13 protein-coding genes and 1 tRNA gene are annotated in these 15,666 nt (G+C 68.0%); 9 read left to right on the top strand and 5 right to left on the bottom strand.

All coding sequences use genetic code 11. From position 1 onward, the window contains the following. Nucleotides 1-109 precede the first annotated feature (109 nt). The 4 genes from DSX2_RS11210 to DSX2_RS11195 form a co-directional block, all read right to left on the bottom strand. Nucleotides 110-505 carry a MucR family transcriptional regulator gene (locus DSX2_RS11210; protein ID WP_020881152.1) on the bottom strand — a complete coding sequence of 132 codons (396 nt, stop codon included), beginning with the start codon at nucleotides 503-505 and terminating at the stop codon, nucleotides 110-112. Nucleotides 506-1,023: 518 nt separating this feature from the next. Continuing rightward, nucleotides 1,024-1,980: a CobD/CbiB family cobalamin biosynthesis protein gene (locus tag DSX2_RS11205; RefSeq protein WP_020881151.1), complete on the bottom strand. Its 957-nt coding sequence runs from the start codon at nucleotides 1,978-1,980 to the stop codon at nucleotides 1,024-1,026. Nucleotides 1,981-2,152: 172 nt separating this feature from the next. Then, the gene (locus DSX2_RS11200; protein WP_020881150.1) at nucleotides 2,153-2,608 is read right to left on the bottom strand and encodes a tRNA (cytidine(34)-2'-O)-methyltransferase; all 456 of its coding nucleotides are present in this window, start codon (nucleotides 2,606-2,608) and stop codon (nucleotides 2,153-2,155) included. Between the two features lie 52 nt (nucleotides 2,609-2,660). Beyond that, nucleotides 2,661-2,736 (bottom strand) — tRNA-Val (locus tag DSX2_RS11195). Nucleotides 2,737-2,879: 143 nt separating this feature from the next. Between DSX2_RS11195 and rfbB the strand changes: the two genes are divergently transcribed. Further along, nucleotides 2,880-3,902, top strand: a complete 1,023-nt coding sequence (gene rfbB / locus DSX2_RS11190; protein WP_020881149.1) for a dTDP-glucose 4,6-dehydratase — start codon at nucleotides 2,880-2,882, stop codon at nucleotides 3,900-3,902. Next, a complete protein-coding gene (gene rfbD / locus DSX2_RS11185; protein WP_035041955.1) occupies nucleotides 3,899-4,780 on the top strand; it encodes a dTDP-4-dehydrorhamnose reductase in 882 nt (293 codons plus the stop codon). Before rfbB ends, rfbD begins: the two co-directional genes overlap by 4 nt. Here the strand turns inward: rfbD and DSX2_RS11180 are convergent. Continuing rightward, nucleotides 4,777-6,564 (bottom strand): sodium:proton antiporter, encoded by a 1,788-nt coding sequence (locus tag DSX2_RS11180; protein WP_035041952.1) that lies wholly within the window; start codon nucleotides 6,562-6,564, stop codon nucleotides 4,777-4,779. The two genes, rfbD and DSX2_RS11180, sit on opposite strands and share 4 nt — an antisense overlap. Nucleotides 6,565-6,718: 154 nt before the next feature. On the opposite strand from DSX2_RS11180, the gene hrcA reads away from it, so the two are divergent. The 7 genes from hrcA to mnmA all read left to right on the top strand — a co-directional run bounded on the left by hrcA (nucleotide 6,719) and on the right by mnmA (nucleotide 15,656). After that, on the top strand, nucleotides 6,719-7,807 hold the full coding sequence (gene hrcA, locus DSX2_RS11175) for a heat-inducible transcriptional repressor HrcA (protein ID WP_020881146.1): 1,089 nt from the start codon (nucleotides 6,719-6,721) through the stop codon (nucleotides 7,805-7,807). 10 nt (nucleotides 7,808-7,817) lie between these two features. Next, nucleotides 7,818-8,405: a nucleotide exchange factor GrpE gene (gene grpE, locus DSX2_RS11170; protein ID WP_328285329.1), complete on the top strand. Its 588-nt coding sequence runs from the start codon at nucleotides 7,818-7,820 to the stop codon at nucleotides 8,403-8,405. A 107-nt stretch (nucleotides 8,406-8,512) separates the two neighbouring features. After that, nucleotides 8,513-10,426: a molecular chaperone DnaK gene (dnaK, locus tag DSX2_RS11165; RefSeq protein ID WP_020881144.1), complete on the top strand. Its 1,914-nt coding sequence runs from the start codon at nucleotides 8,513-8,515 to the stop codon at nucleotides 10,424-10,426. 171 nt (nucleotides 10,427-10,597) lie between these two features. After that, nucleotides 10,598-12,598 carry a penicillin-binding protein activator gene (locus DSX2_RS11160; protein WP_236615111.1) on the top strand — a complete coding sequence of 667 codons (2,001 nt, stop codon included), beginning with the start codon at nucleotides 10,598-10,600 and terminating at the stop codon, nucleotides 12,596-12,598. A 47-nt stretch (nucleotides 12,599-12,645) separates the two neighbouring features. Next, nucleotides 12,646-12,930: an Asp-tRNA(Asn)/Glu-tRNA(Gln) amidotransferase subunit GatC gene (gatC, locus tag DSX2_RS11155; RefSeq protein WP_020881142.1), complete on the top strand. Its 285-nt coding sequence runs from the start codon at nucleotides 12,646-12,648 to the stop codon at nucleotides 12,928-12,930. Between the two features lie 55 nt (nucleotides 12,931-12,985). After that, nucleotides 12,986-14,455, top strand: coding sequence for an Asp-tRNA(Asn)/Glu-tRNA(Gln) amidotransferase subunit GatA (gene gatA, locus DSX2_RS11150; RefSeq protein WP_020881141.1), 1,470 nt, complete (start codon nucleotides 12,986-12,988; stop codon nucleotides 14,453-14,455). 121 nt (nucleotides 14,456-14,576) lie between these two features. Then, a complete protein-coding gene (mnmA, locus tag DSX2_RS11145; protein ID WP_020881140.1) occupies nucleotides 14,577-15,656 on the top strand; it encodes a tRNA 2-thiouridine(34) synthase MnmA in 1,080 nt (359 codons plus the stop codon). The last annotated feature ends 10 nt before the right edge of the window (nucleotides 15,657-15,666 follow it).

Genomic DNA, 15,666 nt, shown 5'->3' with positions numbered 1-15,666 from the left:
CCTCGAATTCGGCAAGTAGGAGAGCCCGCGGCGTTCAGGCGACGAATGCAGAAAGCCCCAGGAGGAGGACGTGCGGGGGCTTTCTGCATTCGTTGTGCGGAAGCGCGGCCTACTTCTTGCGGCCCGTGCGCTTCTCCCACAGCTTCATGTCCTTCATCTTCTTGCGGCGCTCACGCTGCAGGGACTTGCACACCAGCGCGGCCTTCTTGGGGTAGCCGTACTTGGCACGGTACTCGTCCGGGGTGAGGCCGTGGGTGGCAAGGTGCTTCTTGGTCAGAATCTTGAAAGCCTTGCCGCACTCGAGGCACTGGATGGATTTTTCCTTGATCGCCTTCTTGGGGTCGGCGATGATCTCGCCCTCTTCTTCCTCGGGGCGGGGTCCGGCAATGTTCTGGATGCCGCTCGAAAGGGCGCGCACCATGGAGAGCATCTCTTCCTCGGTCATGGTGCGGACGCTGGCCTGGGCCTTCACGATTTCCAACGCTTCTTTCAGAAAGTCGTCCATTTTCGGCTCTCTCCTTGGTTCCTTCTGATACGAAATTTTGTTGCCCTTTGCCGTGGGACGGGACGCTCTTGCGCCCTCGGTCTTCATTGGACACGGTCAAGGTTTCTATGCAAAACGATCATTGCTCTAGTATATGCATCGCTTCTTGGCAATACCTTCCGCAACTACAACAGAAAAAAAATGCCGCAGGCGCGATTTAAAACCGGAAGCAGACCCCAGCCAAAGACCGAATCCCGATTCTGCATCGACCTTCAAAGAGGAGGGGAACGGAACTGAACCCCAGTTCCGGACCGTTCAAAACCGGGTGTGTCAAGAGTATGTCAGGAATGCGTCGCGGCAACATCCGGCCGCCGGAAAGCCCCCGCAGTGCTCATGCGGCAGGGGCTCTCCCCGTCCTGTCGATCCGCGCCGGATGGGACACGGAATCATGTCCGGCGTTCATGGCGGAGCCGTATTGCGTCGCTGCTGCATATGCCCATCTATGCATCACCACCGCTGCACGAGCATTATCAGGCGCATCATCCCCGGGCCATGAGCAGGCCGAAATAGGCGAGCATGCACAGGCAGAGTCCGAAGCCGGAAACGGCCAGGAGCCGCTCCAGGCCGTTCAGCTTCGCGGCGCTCCAGGTGCGGCCTGCCGGGCCGAGCACGGGCTTGTCCTTGCGCTTGCCGAAGTACACGGCCGGGCCGCCCATGGCCGCGTCCATGACCCAGGCCGCAGCGGACATGGGCCAGCCCGCGTTGGGGCTTTCCATGCGGCGCGCGTCCGACCATATCCGGGTGAATCCGTCCTCGGGGCGCCTGCCGCCGAGCCAGCCGGCCGCGAGCAGCGCCAGGGCCGTCAAGCGGGCGGGCAGGAAGGCCAGCACGTCGTCGGTCCTGGCCGCGGCAAAGCCCAGGCGCTCGAAGCGGGGCGTACGGTAGCCCCACATGGAGTCCATGGTGGAGACCGTCTTGTAGGCCCACAGCAGCGGCACCCCGCCGAGGACCAGAAAGAAGAAGGGGGCCACGAGGCCGTCGCAGAGGTTCTCGGACAGGGTCTCGGCCAGCGCCTTGCGCACCTCGTCCGGCCCCATGGCCGAGGTGTCCCGCGTGACCAGCCCGGCGAGCAGGCCGCGCGCCTCGTCCAGTCGGCCGCCCTCGAGCGCCCGGGAAACCGCCCTGCCCTCGCGCAGCAGCTGCCCCAGGGCCAGCCCGGCGAACGCGAGGTAGAGCGCCACGAGCGGGCCGACGGCCGGGAGGCGGCACAACAGCTTGGCGACGAGAAACGCCAGGGCGGCGTTGCAGACAACGAAGGCGATGCCCGCAGGACGGCGCAGGTTCTCGGACAGCCGCACGGCCGCCGCCTCCTCGGCGTCGAGCAGGCGGCCGATCAGGCGGACGGGATGCGGCAGGCGCTGCGGATCGCCGAAAGCCAGATCCAGGGCCAGGGCGGCCAGGGGAATCCAATAGCCGGGAAAGCCGAAGATATCCATGCGCATGCTCCTAGTGGTGAGGCCGCAGCAGGCCGGGCGGAACGGATTTCCGTGCCCCGGCGCGTCGGGGCCAGGAGGCCGCGTACGCGGAGCATACCTTAAAGCGCACGGGAGCACACCCCCGGCGCACGAAAAGCCCTGTCGCAAGCCGGATCGAGGCCGTGAACGGCGGCTATCTGCCGGTGAGTCCGCCCGTCTGGCGATAGGCCTCGTAGAGGAGCACGGAGGCCGCATTGGCGATGTTGATGCTGCGCACCTGCCCCCAGATGGGGATGCGCACGTGGTCGGCGTAGCGCTCGAAGAACCAGTCCGGAAGGCCGCGGGTCTCGCAGCCCAGGACCAGGGCGTCGTCCGGCCGGTAGGCGAACTCGTGGTGCGGCGTGCCCCGCCTGGCGCTGGACAGGACCAGGCGAGACGGCGCGACCTTCTTCTCGAACTCCTCCCAGGTCTCCCAGACGGAGAGTCGCACGTGGGGCCAGTAGTCCAGCCCGGCACGCTTGAGGTACCGGTCCTCGAGCGAGAAGCCGAGCTTGCCCACGAGGTGCAGGGGGGTGTCCGTGGCCGCGCACAGCCGGGCGATGCTGCCCGTGTTGGGAGGGATTTCCGGCTCGAAGAGAACCACGTGCATGCTGGACTCCGAAAAAGAAAAAAGCCCTGGCGAACCAGGGCTTTTGATTCCGTGGTGGGCGATGAAGGATTTGAACCTTCGACTTCCACCGTGTGAAGATGGCACTCTAACCGCTGAGTTAATCGCCCGAAGGGAGAGACTAGATACGCAAAACCCCGGACCTCCGCAAGCCCTTTTTTCGGTTTTTTCCGGATTTGCCATGCCGGAGCCTTTCCTATAAGGCTTGCGGGACCGGGTAAACCACCCGAGTCCACTGCCTGGGGGGAATCCCATGCGGCTGCTCGTCACGGGCGGATGCGGCTTCATCGGCAGCAACTTCATCCGCCATCTTCTCGCCACGCGCGACGACGTCATCATCGTCAACCTCGACAAGCTGACCTATGCCGGCAACCCGCTGAACCTGCGGGACATCGAGGAAAAACTCGGCGGCTCGCGCTACCTCTTCGTCAGGGGCGACATCGCCGACTCCTGTCTGGTCGAGTCAATCCTGCGCGACCAGGCCATCGACGCCGTGGTCAACTTCGCGGCCGAGACCCACGTCGACCGCTCCATCGCCGACCCCGCGCCCTTCCTGACGACCAACGTCATGGGCACGCAGGTGCTGCTCGAGGTCGCCCGCCGCGTCGGGCTGGCCCGCTTCGTCCACGTCTCCACGGACGAGGTCTACGGCGCGCTCGGCCCCGAGGGGAAGTTCGTCGAGACGACCCCCCTCGCGCCCAACTCGCCCTACTCGGCCTCCAAGGCCTCGGCGGACATGCTCTGCCGCGCCTACTTCAAGACTTACGGCCTGCCCGTGCTGGTGACGCGCTGCTCCAACAACTACGGGCCCTACCAGTTTCCGGAGAAGCTCATCCCGCTGATGATCATGAAGGCCAGGAGCGACGAGGCCCTGCCCGTTTACGGCGACGGGATGCAGGTGCGCGACTGGATCCACGTGCTGGACCACTGCCGCGGCGTGGAGCTGGCCCTCATGAAGGGCACGCCGGGCGAGGTCTACAACTTCGGCAGCGACAACGAGAAGGCGAACATCGAGGTGGTGCGCACCCTGCTCGCCATCCTCGGCAAGCCGGAGAGCCTCATCCGCCACGTCACCGACCGTCCCGGCCACGACCGGCGCTACGCCATGGGCTTCGAGTACGCCCGCAAGGCGCTCGGCTTCACGCCGGAGATATCCTTTGCCGACGGCCTGGCCGCCACCGTGGCCTGGTACCGCGACAACGAGGCCTGGCTCGAATCCGTGCAGAGCGGCGCCTACCGGGATTTCATGGACGCCTGGTACGGAGATCGCCGATGAGCGGAGGCAAACGTGCCGTGGTCCTCGGCGGGCGCAGCGGCCTGCTCGGCCGGGCCCTGTGCGAGGCGCTCACGGCAGCGGGCTGGGAGGCCCTGCCCGTGGGACGGTCCGACTTCGACCCCTTCGACCAGGGGAAGCTGCGCGACCACTGCCGCGAGCACGAGGCCTCGGCCATCTTCAACACCGTGGCCTACACCGCGGTGGACAAGGCCGAGGACGACCGCGACGAGGCCTGCCGCCTGAACCGCAATCTGCCCCGCCTCATCGGCCTCACGGCGCGCGAGCTTGCCGTCCCGCTCGTGCACTACTCCACGGACTTCGTCTTCGACGGCAGGAAGGACGCACCCTACACCCCGGAGGACAAGCCCTCGCCCGAGTCGGTCTACGGCCAGACCAAGCTCGCCGGGGAGCAGGTGCTCTTCGAGATCGACTCGCCGGGGCTGCTCGTCATCCGCACGTCGTGGCTCTTCGGCCCGGGCAAGGAGAACTTCGTCTCCAAGATCCTCCACCTGGCCAAGGAGCGGGACAAGCTCAGCGTGGTCGCGGACCAGACCGGCTCGCCGACCTACACGCCGGACCTCGCGGTCAACTCCGTCCTGCTCCTCGAATCCGGCGCGAGCGGCCTCTTCCACCTCTGCTCGAGCGGCAAGGCGACATGGTGCGAGCTGGCCGCGGAGGCCATCAAGCTGGCCGGGCTGCGCTGCCGCGTGGAGCCCATCACCAGCGCCGAATGGCCGGCCAAGGCCAAGCGGCCGAGATACTCGGTCCTCGACCTGGACAAGTTCACCCACGCCACCGGGGCGACACCGCGCCCCTGGGAGCAGGGGCTGCGCGACTATGTCTTCAGGGATCTCGGTCTGACCGAGCACGACGACTAGCCGGAAAAGGCCTGCCCATCCTCCAGATAGCACAGGCAGCGCCCCTCGGTGCCTGCCACGTCCGCGGCGTCGGTCACGACCTGCACGCCGCGGCCGTCGTGCGTGACGCGAAAGAGCGGCACCACCTTCGCCCCCCCGGGCGCCTCTCCCGGCGGGCAGCCCAGCTCCTCCACCCGTCCCCGCCCCTCTGACACGGCGTCGGCCGCCTCGCCGATCACGAGTTCGGGGGGGAAGGCCAGGGGAAGCCCCTGGACCTCCTGGGCGAAAGCCTTCTCCGGCCGCACGGCCCGGCTCTGCCAGACGTGCCCGGCCCCCATCTGCCGCGCGGCCGGTCCGGCCACGAGCATGTTCAGGGCGTCGTTGCGCGAGAGGCACAAGAGCCGTCCGTAGCCCTCGTTGAAGGCCTCCTCGTAGATGTCCTCGGCCAGTACCTCGGCGCAGAAGACTCGCTCGCCCTGCGTCCGGACCTCTTCGCAGCGGTCGGCCCGCGGGTCCACGAAGACCACGGGCACGTGATGCGCGAGCGCCCGCGCCACGGCCCGCGAAAAGGGATTCAGGCCGACCAGGATGATGCCCGAGGTCTCGGGCGGGGTCCGCACCTTGAGGAGCGAGGCCAGCGGCCCGCCCATGAGCGTGGCCCAGCTGCCGGAGAGGAGCACCACCATGAAGATGGTGTCGAGCATGAGCACGGCCTCGTGCCCGCGCGAAGGCATGACCAGCCCGGCGTAGGCGGCGCTGGCCAGGCAGACGATGCCGCGCGGAGAGACCACGGCCGCGTAGAGCCGCTCGCGCGCGGGCACCTCGGTCCCGGCGAGCGCCGCGGCCACGGCCACGGGGCGGACCACGATGCCGAGCCCGGCGGCCACGAGGAGCATGCGCGGCCACTGCGCCGCGAGCAGCCCCGGGTCCACCGTGGCCGAGAGCAGGACGAAGAGCGTGCCCACCACGATCGCCGCGAGCTGGTCCTTGAAGTGGCGGATGGCGGCCAGGGTGCGCGGCTTCTGGTGCGCCAGGAAGAACCCGGCCACGGCCACGGCGATGGGACCGGAGTTGGGCACCAGATGGCCCGAGAGCACGAAGGTGCCCATGGCCACGGCGAAGGCCGCCACGCCCGGCAGCCCTTCGTCGTGCAGCGTCTCCACCAGCGGCAGGACCATGCGTGAAAGGAAGAGCCCGCCGAGCGCGCCGAGCGCGGCGCCCGCGCACAGCGCGAGCAGGAAGCCCGTCGCCAGCTCGCCTGCCTGCGTGGCCGGGTCGGCCAGGGAGGCGAACTTGAGGGCCACGGCGCTCAAGACCACGCCGATCACGTCGCCCCAGATGGACTCCCAGTGCAGCAGGGCGCGAAGCCGGGGGGGAAAGGAGAGGCTCTTGAGCAGCGGGCCGATGACGCTCGGCCCGGTGACCACGGCCATGACGCCGAAGAGCAGCGCGATGTCCCAGGACAGGCCGAGCACGAACCGGGCCAGCAGCGTGCCCCCGGCCGCGGTGATCGCGATGGTCACGCTGAGCAGCCGGGCGATGGCCTTGGGCGCCTGCAGGAAGCCGCGTGTGGAGAGCAGGAGGCCGCCCTCGAAGAGGATGATGGCCACGGCGAATTCGACCAGCGGCAGGAGTCCGTCGCCGAGGTCCGAGCTGCGCACGAGGCCCGCGCCCAGGGGGCCCGCCGCGAGCCCGGCCAGGAGATAGAAGAGGATGGCGGGCAGGGAGAGGCGCTTGGCGAAGATATAGCCGGTAACGCCGAGCACGAGGGCGAGGCTGACCGATCCCAGGGCGTGCAGTTCCATGGACGCCACTATCCCTGTTCCGGGGGCCTCGCGCAAGGGCGAAGGGCCTTTTGTTCCAAGCCTCGTCCCTTGACAGGTGGGGGGGCCGTTGTTACCCGCATTGAGCACTCCCATAGGAGCGAGCCATGCCCGAGGGCAAAGGAGACGCCGGACCATGCCGGTCCTGAACGAACGCGAGACGCGCACGCTGACCACCATCATCGAGCTGTACATCGAAACCGCACAGCCGGTGGGGTCGCGCACGGTCTCTCGCGCGTCCGGCCTCGGCCTCTCCCCTGCCTCGATCCGCAACGTCATGGCGGACCTGACCGAGAAGGGCTACCTGGAGCAGCCCCACACCTCGGCCGGCCGTGTGCCCTCCGCCCTGGCCTTCGAGCTCTACCTGGAGCAGGGCGTGCGCCCCGCGTTCCTCTCGGAGCCGGAGCGCCGCATCATCGTCTCCTCCCTGGGCGAGGCCGCGGGCGACATCTCGGACCTGCTGCGCCAGGCCTGCCGCCTGCTTTCCGGCCTGTCCAAGCAGGTCTGCATGGTCATGGCCCCCATGCAGGGCGAGGTCTGCTGGAAGCGCATCGAGTTTGCGCTCATCAAGCCCACGCTGGTGATGGTCATCCTGGTGCTCCAGGGCGGCCTCATCCAGAAGAAGCTCGTGGAGCTCGAGCGGCCGGTCACCTCGGACGACCTCGTGCGCTACGCCAACTATCTGAACGACCTCTTCACGGACAAGACCGTCTCCCAGGTGCGCGCCCACCTGCTGCGCGAGATGGAGCGCGCCAGGAGCGCCCTGTCCGAATATTTCACCCAGGCGCTGCGCCTGGCCAGCGAGACCGTCGCCGCCGAGAGCGAACGCGAGCTCTTCGTGGAAGGCGCGGTGAACGTCATCTCGCAGCCCGAATTCGCCGGTCCGGAGAGCATCCGCCGCCTGCTGTCCATGCTCGAGGAGCGCACCCGCCTGCTCGACATCCTGGACAGGGTCATGGAGTCGGGCGGCGTGCTCGTCTCCCTGGACCGCCTCGACCGCCTGGATCGTCCCGACAGCGCCGACCGCCAGGAGGGCATCGACGGCCTCATGGGCGGGGAGCCCTTCCCGGGCCTCTCGGTCATCGCCCGCCCCTACGGCGCCCAGGGACAGGCCATCGGCGTCATCGGCCTGCTGGGCCCCATGCGCATGAACTACGCCGGGCTCATGCCCGTGGTCTCCTGCACCGCCGACGCCATCAGCGACATCCTGCGCAAGCGTTTCTAGCGGGGCGCCCATGCGCCCCGTCCGCCCGGCCCACCGCACCCGCATGAAAGGTATGGAGGTACATAAGAGCATGTCCGAACATGAGAAGGAGATGGCCCCCGAGGCCCCCGAAACTGCCGAATCCGCCGAGAACGCCGAGGCCCAAAGCCCCGAGGAGGCCTTCCGCGAGGCCCTGCGCCGCGCCGAGGACGAGAAGCTGCGCGCCCTGGCCGAGCTCGAGAACGCCAAGCGCCGCCTGGAGCGCGAAAAGGACGAGTTCCGCAAGTACGCCACTGAGACCGTGCTCTCCGATCTCGTGCCAGTGCTCGACAACCTCGAGCTGGCCCTGGCGCACGGCCGCGGCAACGAGGCCTGCAAGGACCTCGTGATCGGCGTGGAGATGACAGTGAAGCTCTTCCTCGATTCCCTGGCCCGCCACGGCCTGGAGCAGGTCGGCGCGGTCGGCGACGAGTTCGATCCCGCCTGGGCCGAGGCCGTGGGCGTCACCGCGGATTCCGGACTCGAGGACAACCACGTGGCCGCCATTTTGCAGCGCGGTTACAAGCTGAACGGCCGGGTCATCCGTCCGGCCAAGGTCATGATCGCGAAAAACGCATAAAGTTTCCGTCTTGCCCTTTACTCCGCGAGAATTGTGGTTATACCTCGTGGTTGACTCGCGAATTCCATCGTCACGACGCAAAAATTCCATCTGTTGGAGGATTAATAATGGGCAAAATCATCGGCATCGACCTCGGTACCACGAACTCCTGCGTCTACGTCATGGAGGGCAAGGACCCCAAGTGCGTCACCAACCCTGAAGGCGGACGCACCACCCCCTCCATCGTGGCCTTCACGGACAAGGAGCGGCTGGTCGGCGAGATCGCCAAGCGCCAGTCCGTCACCAACCCGGACCGCACCGTCTACGCAGTGAAAAGGCTCATGGGCCGCAATTTCGACACGCCGCAGGTCGGCGAGTGGCTGAAGCACTGCGCCTACAAGATCGTCTCCGGTCCCAACGGCGAGGCAGCGGTCGAGGTAATGGGCAAGAAGTACACGCCGCCCGAGGTCTCGGCCATGATCCTGCAGAAGCTCAAGGCCGACGCCGAAGCCTACCTGGGCGAGACCGTGACCGAAGCGGTCATCACCGTGCCCGCCTACTTCAACGACTCGCAGCGCCAGGCCACCAAGGACGCCGGTCGCATCGCCGGCCTCGACGTCAAGCGCATCATCAACGAGCCCACGGCCGCCTCCCTGGCCTACGGCTTCGACAAGAAGCACAACCAGAAGATCGCCGTCTTCGACCTGGGCGGCGGCACCTTCGACATCTCCATCCTCGAGGTCGGCGACAACGTCGTCGAGGTGCGCGCCACCAACGGCGACACCTTCCTCGGCGGCGAGGACTTCGACCAGCGCATCATGAACTACCTGGTCGAGGAGTTCCGCAAGGAGTCCGGCATCGACCTCTCCAAGGACCGCATGGCCCTGCAGCGCCTGAAGGAGGCCGCGGAGAAGGCCAAGAAGGAGCTCTCCTCGGCCATGGAGACGGAGGTCAACCTGCCCTTCGTCACCGCCGACGCCTCCGGTCCCAAGCACCTGATGATGAAGATCAGCCGCTCCAAGCTCGAGGCCCTGGTCGAGGACCTGGTCGAGCGCACCATGGGCCCCTGCAAGAAGGCCCTGGCCGACGCCAACCTTTCGGCCAAGGACGTGGACGAGGTCATCCTCGTCGGCGGCATGACCCGCATGCCGCTGGTGCAGAAGAAGGTCGGCGAGTTCTTCGGCAAGGAGCCCAACCGCTCCGTGAACCCGGACGAGGTCGTGGCCATGGGCGCGGCCATCCAGGGCGGCATCCTGGCCGGCGACGTGAAGGACGTGCTGCTCCTCGACGTCACCCCGCTGTCTCTCGGCATCGAGACCATGGGCGGCGTGATGACCAAGCTCATCGAGCGCAACACGACCATCCCCACGCGCAAGAGCCAGGTCTTCACCACGGCCGCGGACAACCAGCCCTCCGTCTCCATCCACGTGCTCCAGGGCGAACGCCCCATGGCCTCGGACAACATGACGCTCGGCCGCTTCGAGTTGACCGGCATCGTGCCCGCCCCGCGCGGCGTGCCGCAGATCGAGGTGACCTTCGACATCGACGCCAACGGCATCGTCAACGTCTCGGCCAAGGACACGGGCACCGGCAAGGAGCAGTCGATCCGCATCACCGCCTCCTCCGGCCTCTCCGAGACCGACATCCAGCGCCTGATCAAGGAAGCCGAGTCGCACTCCGACGAGGACAAGAAGAAGCAGGCCCTGATCGAGGCGCGCAACCAGGCCGACCAGCTGGTCTACACCACGGAGAAGTCCCTGCGCGACCTCGGCGACAAGGTGGACGGGGCGCTTCGCGGCGAGATCGAGTCCAAAGTCAACGCCCTGAAGAGCGCGCTGCAGTCCGACGACGCCGACGCCATCAAGCGGGCCTCCGACGAGCTCGCCCAGGCCTCCCACAAGCTGGCCGAGCAGCTCTACGCCCAGAAGGCCCAGAGCGGCGAGCAGCCCCATGCCGGTGCGGACGCCCAGCCCGGCCAGGGCGGCGCATCCGGCGGCTCGGACGACGACGTGGTCGACGCCGACTACACCGAGGTCAAGTAAGCCGCGTCCCGCCCGCGGGACAAAGAATACGATCACGGCCCGGCTCCTCGATCGAGGAGCCGGGCCTTTTTATTGCCCGTCCTCCCGTCTTTCAGGCCTCCATCCCGAGTGCCGGGCCTTTTATTTCATCCGGTTCCCGGCTACACTTACCGGATGTTCGCACGACGCACAGTGATCATCCTCGTCGCGCTCCTCTCCCTGGCGGCGACCGGCTGCCAGAAGCAGCCCGCGACTCCCGTAGGTGCCCGCCCGGCCATGACGCCGGGCCTCCCCTTGGACGATGCAGCCGCCCAGGCCTGGGACAACCAGGACTGGGACAAGAGCGAGCTCTACTACGGCCAGATGCTCGAACGCGGTCAGGCCGCTCCTGCCCAGCGCCTGCAGTGGCACGAGCGCTACACCCTCTCGGCCCTGCGCGCGGGACATGCGCGCGGAGCGCTCGAAGGGCTCGACGCCTGGGCCCAGGCCGATCCCAAAGTCCGCAAGAAGCCTGCCTGGCGCGCGGCGCAGATCGAGATACTGGCCGCAACGGGCGAAACCGATTCCCTGCGCAAGGCGCTGGACTCCTTCGCCGCGGACAAGTCCATCCCTGCGGGCACCCGCTTCTCCGCGGTGCGCGCCGCGGCCGAGACCGGTCTGCGGCAGGAGCCCGACGCCTCCACCCTGACGCTCCTGAACACAGCCTATACCCTGGCCCCCACGGTCCAGGACAAGGCGGACCTCGAGGACACGGTGCTCTCCGCCCTCTCTCCGCTTTCCGCAGACAAGCTCCAAAGCCTCGCCGCCGCCGCGCCCTCTGGAAAGGAATGGAGCTTCCCCTATCCGCAGGTCCGCTTCCTGCTCGCGGCGCGCCAGGCCGATGCCTCATCCGAGGCCTGGGCCGGGTCCTGGCAGACCATGCGCGGCGTGATGGGGCGCTTTCATTTCGCCAAGCCCGCCCCCTGGACCGCCATCCTCGCCAAGTTCGAGGAGAAGCGCGGCGTGCCCACCATCGACCTGACCCTGCTCCTGCCGCTCTCCGGCCGCTTCGAGCAGGTGGGCTGGTCCATCCTGCGCGGCGCCGGTGCCGCGCAGTGGCAGCTCTCCCGCCAGGGCGTGCCGGTCACCGTGCACGTGATCAACACCGAGGACCGCGACTGGCTGGCGCAGCTCTCCGCCCTGCCCGCCGAGGCCACAGTGGTCGGCGGCCCGCTCGAGATGGAGCGCTTCCGGCAGCTCGCCGCCTCCTCCGAATTCGGCCGCCGCGCCGTGTTCGCCTTCATGCCCTCCCTCGGCGACGTCGAGGAAGGCCACGACGCCTGGCGCTTCTTCGACAGCCTCGAGGACCAGATCCGCGCCCTGGCGCGCATCTCCGTGCAGGACCTCGGCATCGAGCGCTTCGCGGTGCTCTACCCGCAGGAGCGTTTCGGCATGAAGGCCGCGCAGCTCTTCCAGGAGGAGATCGCGGCCAAGGGCGGCAGCGTGACGTCCACCGGCACCTACTACCCCGGAGACCCGCAGCGCTGGGGCCGTTCCGTGGCCGAGATGCTGCACGCGCCGGGCAAGGACTCCGTGACCGGCGACCGGCCGCCTCCGCCCGAACCCTCCTTCCAGGCCGTCTTCATTCCGGACGGCTGGGCCCAGGCGCAGCTCATCGTGCCGCAGTTCTTCTTCTACGAGCAGGACCAGCTCCTGTTCCTCGGCCCCGAGCTCTGGAGCCAGGCCATCGGAGCGGGCACGGACGCGGACATGCACTACTTCGGCATGTCGGTCGCGCCCGGCTCCTGGTGGCCGGAGAACCCGAGCCCCGGCGCCCAGGCCCTGCGCCAGAACCTGGACTCCATGGGATTGCCGCGCCCCGACTTCTGGACCGCGCTCGGCTTCGACTTCATCCGCTTCGGCGCCCGCCTGGGCAACCTGGGACGCGACTGGAACTCGCAGAGCCTGACGCGCCGCATGCAGTCCGCCGCGCAGATGGACTGGAGCCTCGCGCCCATCGCCTGGGACGATTCCGGCAAGGCGCGGGAGAATCTCTTCCTGTTCACTCCGGCGGACGGAGGGCTCTCGCCCACGGATCCCCAGGCCCTGAAGGAACGGCTCGAATTCGTGCGCGGCAAGCACGACGAACGCATCAAGGCGCTGCGCGAAAAATATGAGGCCGACCGCAAGAAGGCCGCCGGGCAGATCCACTAGCCCGCGCCGGTCGGCATGCATTCGACACGAGACGAGAGGATAGCGACATGAAGATCACCGCCGAGGACGTGGCCAGGATAGCCCACCTGGCCCGCCTGGAACTGACGCCGGAGAAGGCCGCGCTCTTCGCGCCGCAGCTCGGGCAGGTCCTTGAATACATGGACAAGCTGGGCCAGGTGCCCACCGAGGACGTCGAGCCCATGTACACGCCGGTGGAGCACGTCACCGTGCTCAGGCCCGACGAGGTGCGCCGCGAGTTCACCCGCGAGGAAATCCTGGCCAACGCGCCGGAGGACGACGGACAGTTCTTCATCGTCCCGAAGATCGTCTGATCCGGCCCGACGCCTGCCGACGTTCACTTCCAGACCAAGGATCGAGAAAAGCGACATGAGCGACCTGACTTCGAAGAGCCTGCTCGCACTGCGCGGAATGCTCCTGACCAAGGAAATCTCCGCCGAGGACGCCACACGCGCCTGCCTGGACCGCATCGCGGCAACCGAACCCAAGGTGGACGCCCTGCTCGCGCTGCAAGCCGACGCGGCCCTCGCCCGCGCGCGCGAGCTGGACGCGGACGGCCCGGACGCGGACAAGCCCCTGTGGGGCGTGCCCTTGATCATCAAGGACGTGCTCGCCATGCGCGGCGCGCCCACCACCTGCGGCTCGAAGATCCTCGAGGGCTTCGTCCCGCCCTTCGACGCCACGGCGGTGAAGAGGCTCAAGGACGCGGGCGCCGTGATCCTCGGCAAGGCCAACATGGACGAGTTCGCCATGGGCTCCTCCACCGAGAACTCGGCCTACAAGGTCACGCGCAACCCCTGGGACCTCTCCCGAGTGCCCGGCGGCTCCTCGGGCGGCTCGGGCGCGGCCGTGTCCGCGCGCCAGTGCTTCGCCTCGCTCGGCACGGACACCGGCGGCTCCATCCGCCTGCCCGCGTCGTTCTGCGGCTGCGTGGGCCTCAAGCCCTCCTACGGCCGCGTCTCGCGCTATGGCATGGTCGCCTACGGCTCCTCCCTGGATCAGATCGGACCGCTCGCCCGCAACGTCTCCGACGCCGCCCAGGTGCTCCAGGTCATCGCCGGACACGACGAGCGCGACTCCACCTCGGTCAAGTCCCCGGTGCCCGACTACATGGCCGCGCTCAAGGGCGCCGAGAGCCTGAAGGGCGTGCGCATCGGCCTGCCCAAGGAATACTGGGGCCAGGGCGTGGAGGGCGAAATACTGGCGCGCTGCCGCGCGGCAGTGGATGCCGCCGTGGCCGCGGGCGCCGAGATCGTGGACGTCTCCCTGCCGCATACCGACTACGCCATCGCCACCTACTACATCGTGGCCATGGCCGAAGCCTCGTCCAACCTGGCCCGCTTCGACGGCGTGCGCTACGGCCACCGCGACAAGGACGCCGCAGAGCTGCTGGACATGTACAAGCGCTCGCGCACCCAGGGCTTCGGCGACGAGGTGCAGCGCCGCATCATCATCGGCACCTACGTGCTCTCCTCGGGCTACTACGACGCCTACTACCGCAAGGCCGCCCAGGTCCGCCGCCTCATCCGCCAGGACTTCCTGGACGCGTTCGAGAAATGCGACGTCATCTGCGGCCCCTCCTGCCCGGTGCCCGCCTTCCCCATCGGCGGCGTGGTGGACGATCCGCTGACCATGTACCTCATGGACATCTTCACCATCTCCCTGAACCTCGCTGGGCTGCCCGGCATGAGCATCCCCGCGGGCCTCGGCGAGACATCCGGCCTGCCGGTGGGGCTGCAGATCTTCGGGCAGTACTTCAAGGAAGACGCCCTCCTCGCCGTGGCCCACGGCCTGGAAGCCCTCGTCCCCCCCCTGCCCGACCCCGCCGGGCTCAGGTAAGAAAGATGAAGAGAATCGGGAGAGGGGGAGGGAACCTTATCCAAAAGGTTCCCTCCCCCTCTCCCGCCCCCTCTCCCCTTCCCTCCAAAACTTTTTGCTATTCGAAAAGAACGTGACCGCAATGATCGCCGTGGCCCTGTCCGGCGGAAGGGACAGCCTGCTCGCCCTGGTCCTGCTGAAGGAAGCGGGGCACGAGGTCTGCGGCGTGCACGGCCGTTTCCTGGACGATGCGCCGGGCCGCATGCCGCACGACGAGCTCGCAGCAGAGCTCGGCGAACGCTGCGCAGCGCTCGGGGTGGAGTTCCACTCCCTGGACCTGCGGGAAGAGTTCGCACGGCTGGTCGTCGAACCCTTCGCGCGGGCCTACGCCGAAGGCCGCACCCCCAATCCCTGCTGCCTGTGCAACGCGCAGGTGAAGTTCAGCCTGCTGCTCGACCGCGCGCAGGGCTTGGGAGCGTCGCGCGTGGCCACGGGGCACTATGCGCGGCTCGAAATGCGAGGGGACGGGGAAGAGGAGGAAATCCGCCTGCTGCCCGGGGCGGACGAGGGAAAGGACCAGAGCTACTTTCTCTGCCTGGTGCCGAAGGATCGCCTGGCACGGGCCATCTTCCCGCTCGGCGGCTGGCGCAAGGAGCGCGTGCTCGCGGAGCTCACGCGGCGCGGCCTGCCGCCTCCGCTCCCGCGCGAGAGCCAGGAAGTCTGCTTCGTTCCCGGCGACGACTACAAAACATTCCTTGCGGGCCGCAGACATCCCCTGCCCGGCCCGGGCCCCATCGTCCTGCGGGACGCCACGGGAAGCGAGCAGGTCGTGGGCCGCCACCAGGGTCTGTGGCGGCACACCGAGGGCCAGCGCCGGGGCATCGGCGTGGCGCATCACGACCCCCTTTATGTCCTGGCCAAGGATTCCGCGCGAAACGCGCTCATCGTCGGCACGGCCGATCTGGCCCGCTGCAGGGGCGTGCGCGCATCGCGCCTGAACCTCCTTGTCGCGCCCGCGCGATGGCCCGCGAAGGTCCTCGCCCGGACCCGCTACCGCCAGGCCCCTGCCGAGGCCGAGGCGATCATTGAGGGCGACCGCCTCACCATCGTCTTCCCCACGCCCCGCTCCCTGCCCGCGCCGGGCCAGATAGCCTGCCTGTCCGACGACACGGGCCGCGTCCTGGCGGGCGGGATCATTGACGAGATCATTCCCGCGCTCTAAGTCTTTTCTC

The organism is Desulfovibrio sp. X2 (genome assembly GCF_000422205.1).
In the GTDB taxonomy this organism is placed as follows: Bacteria; Desulfobacterota; Desulfovibrionia; order Desulfovibrionales; family Desulfovibrionaceae; genus Alkalidesulfovibrio.
This window is presented reverse-complemented; position numbering and strand designations above follow the sequence as displayed.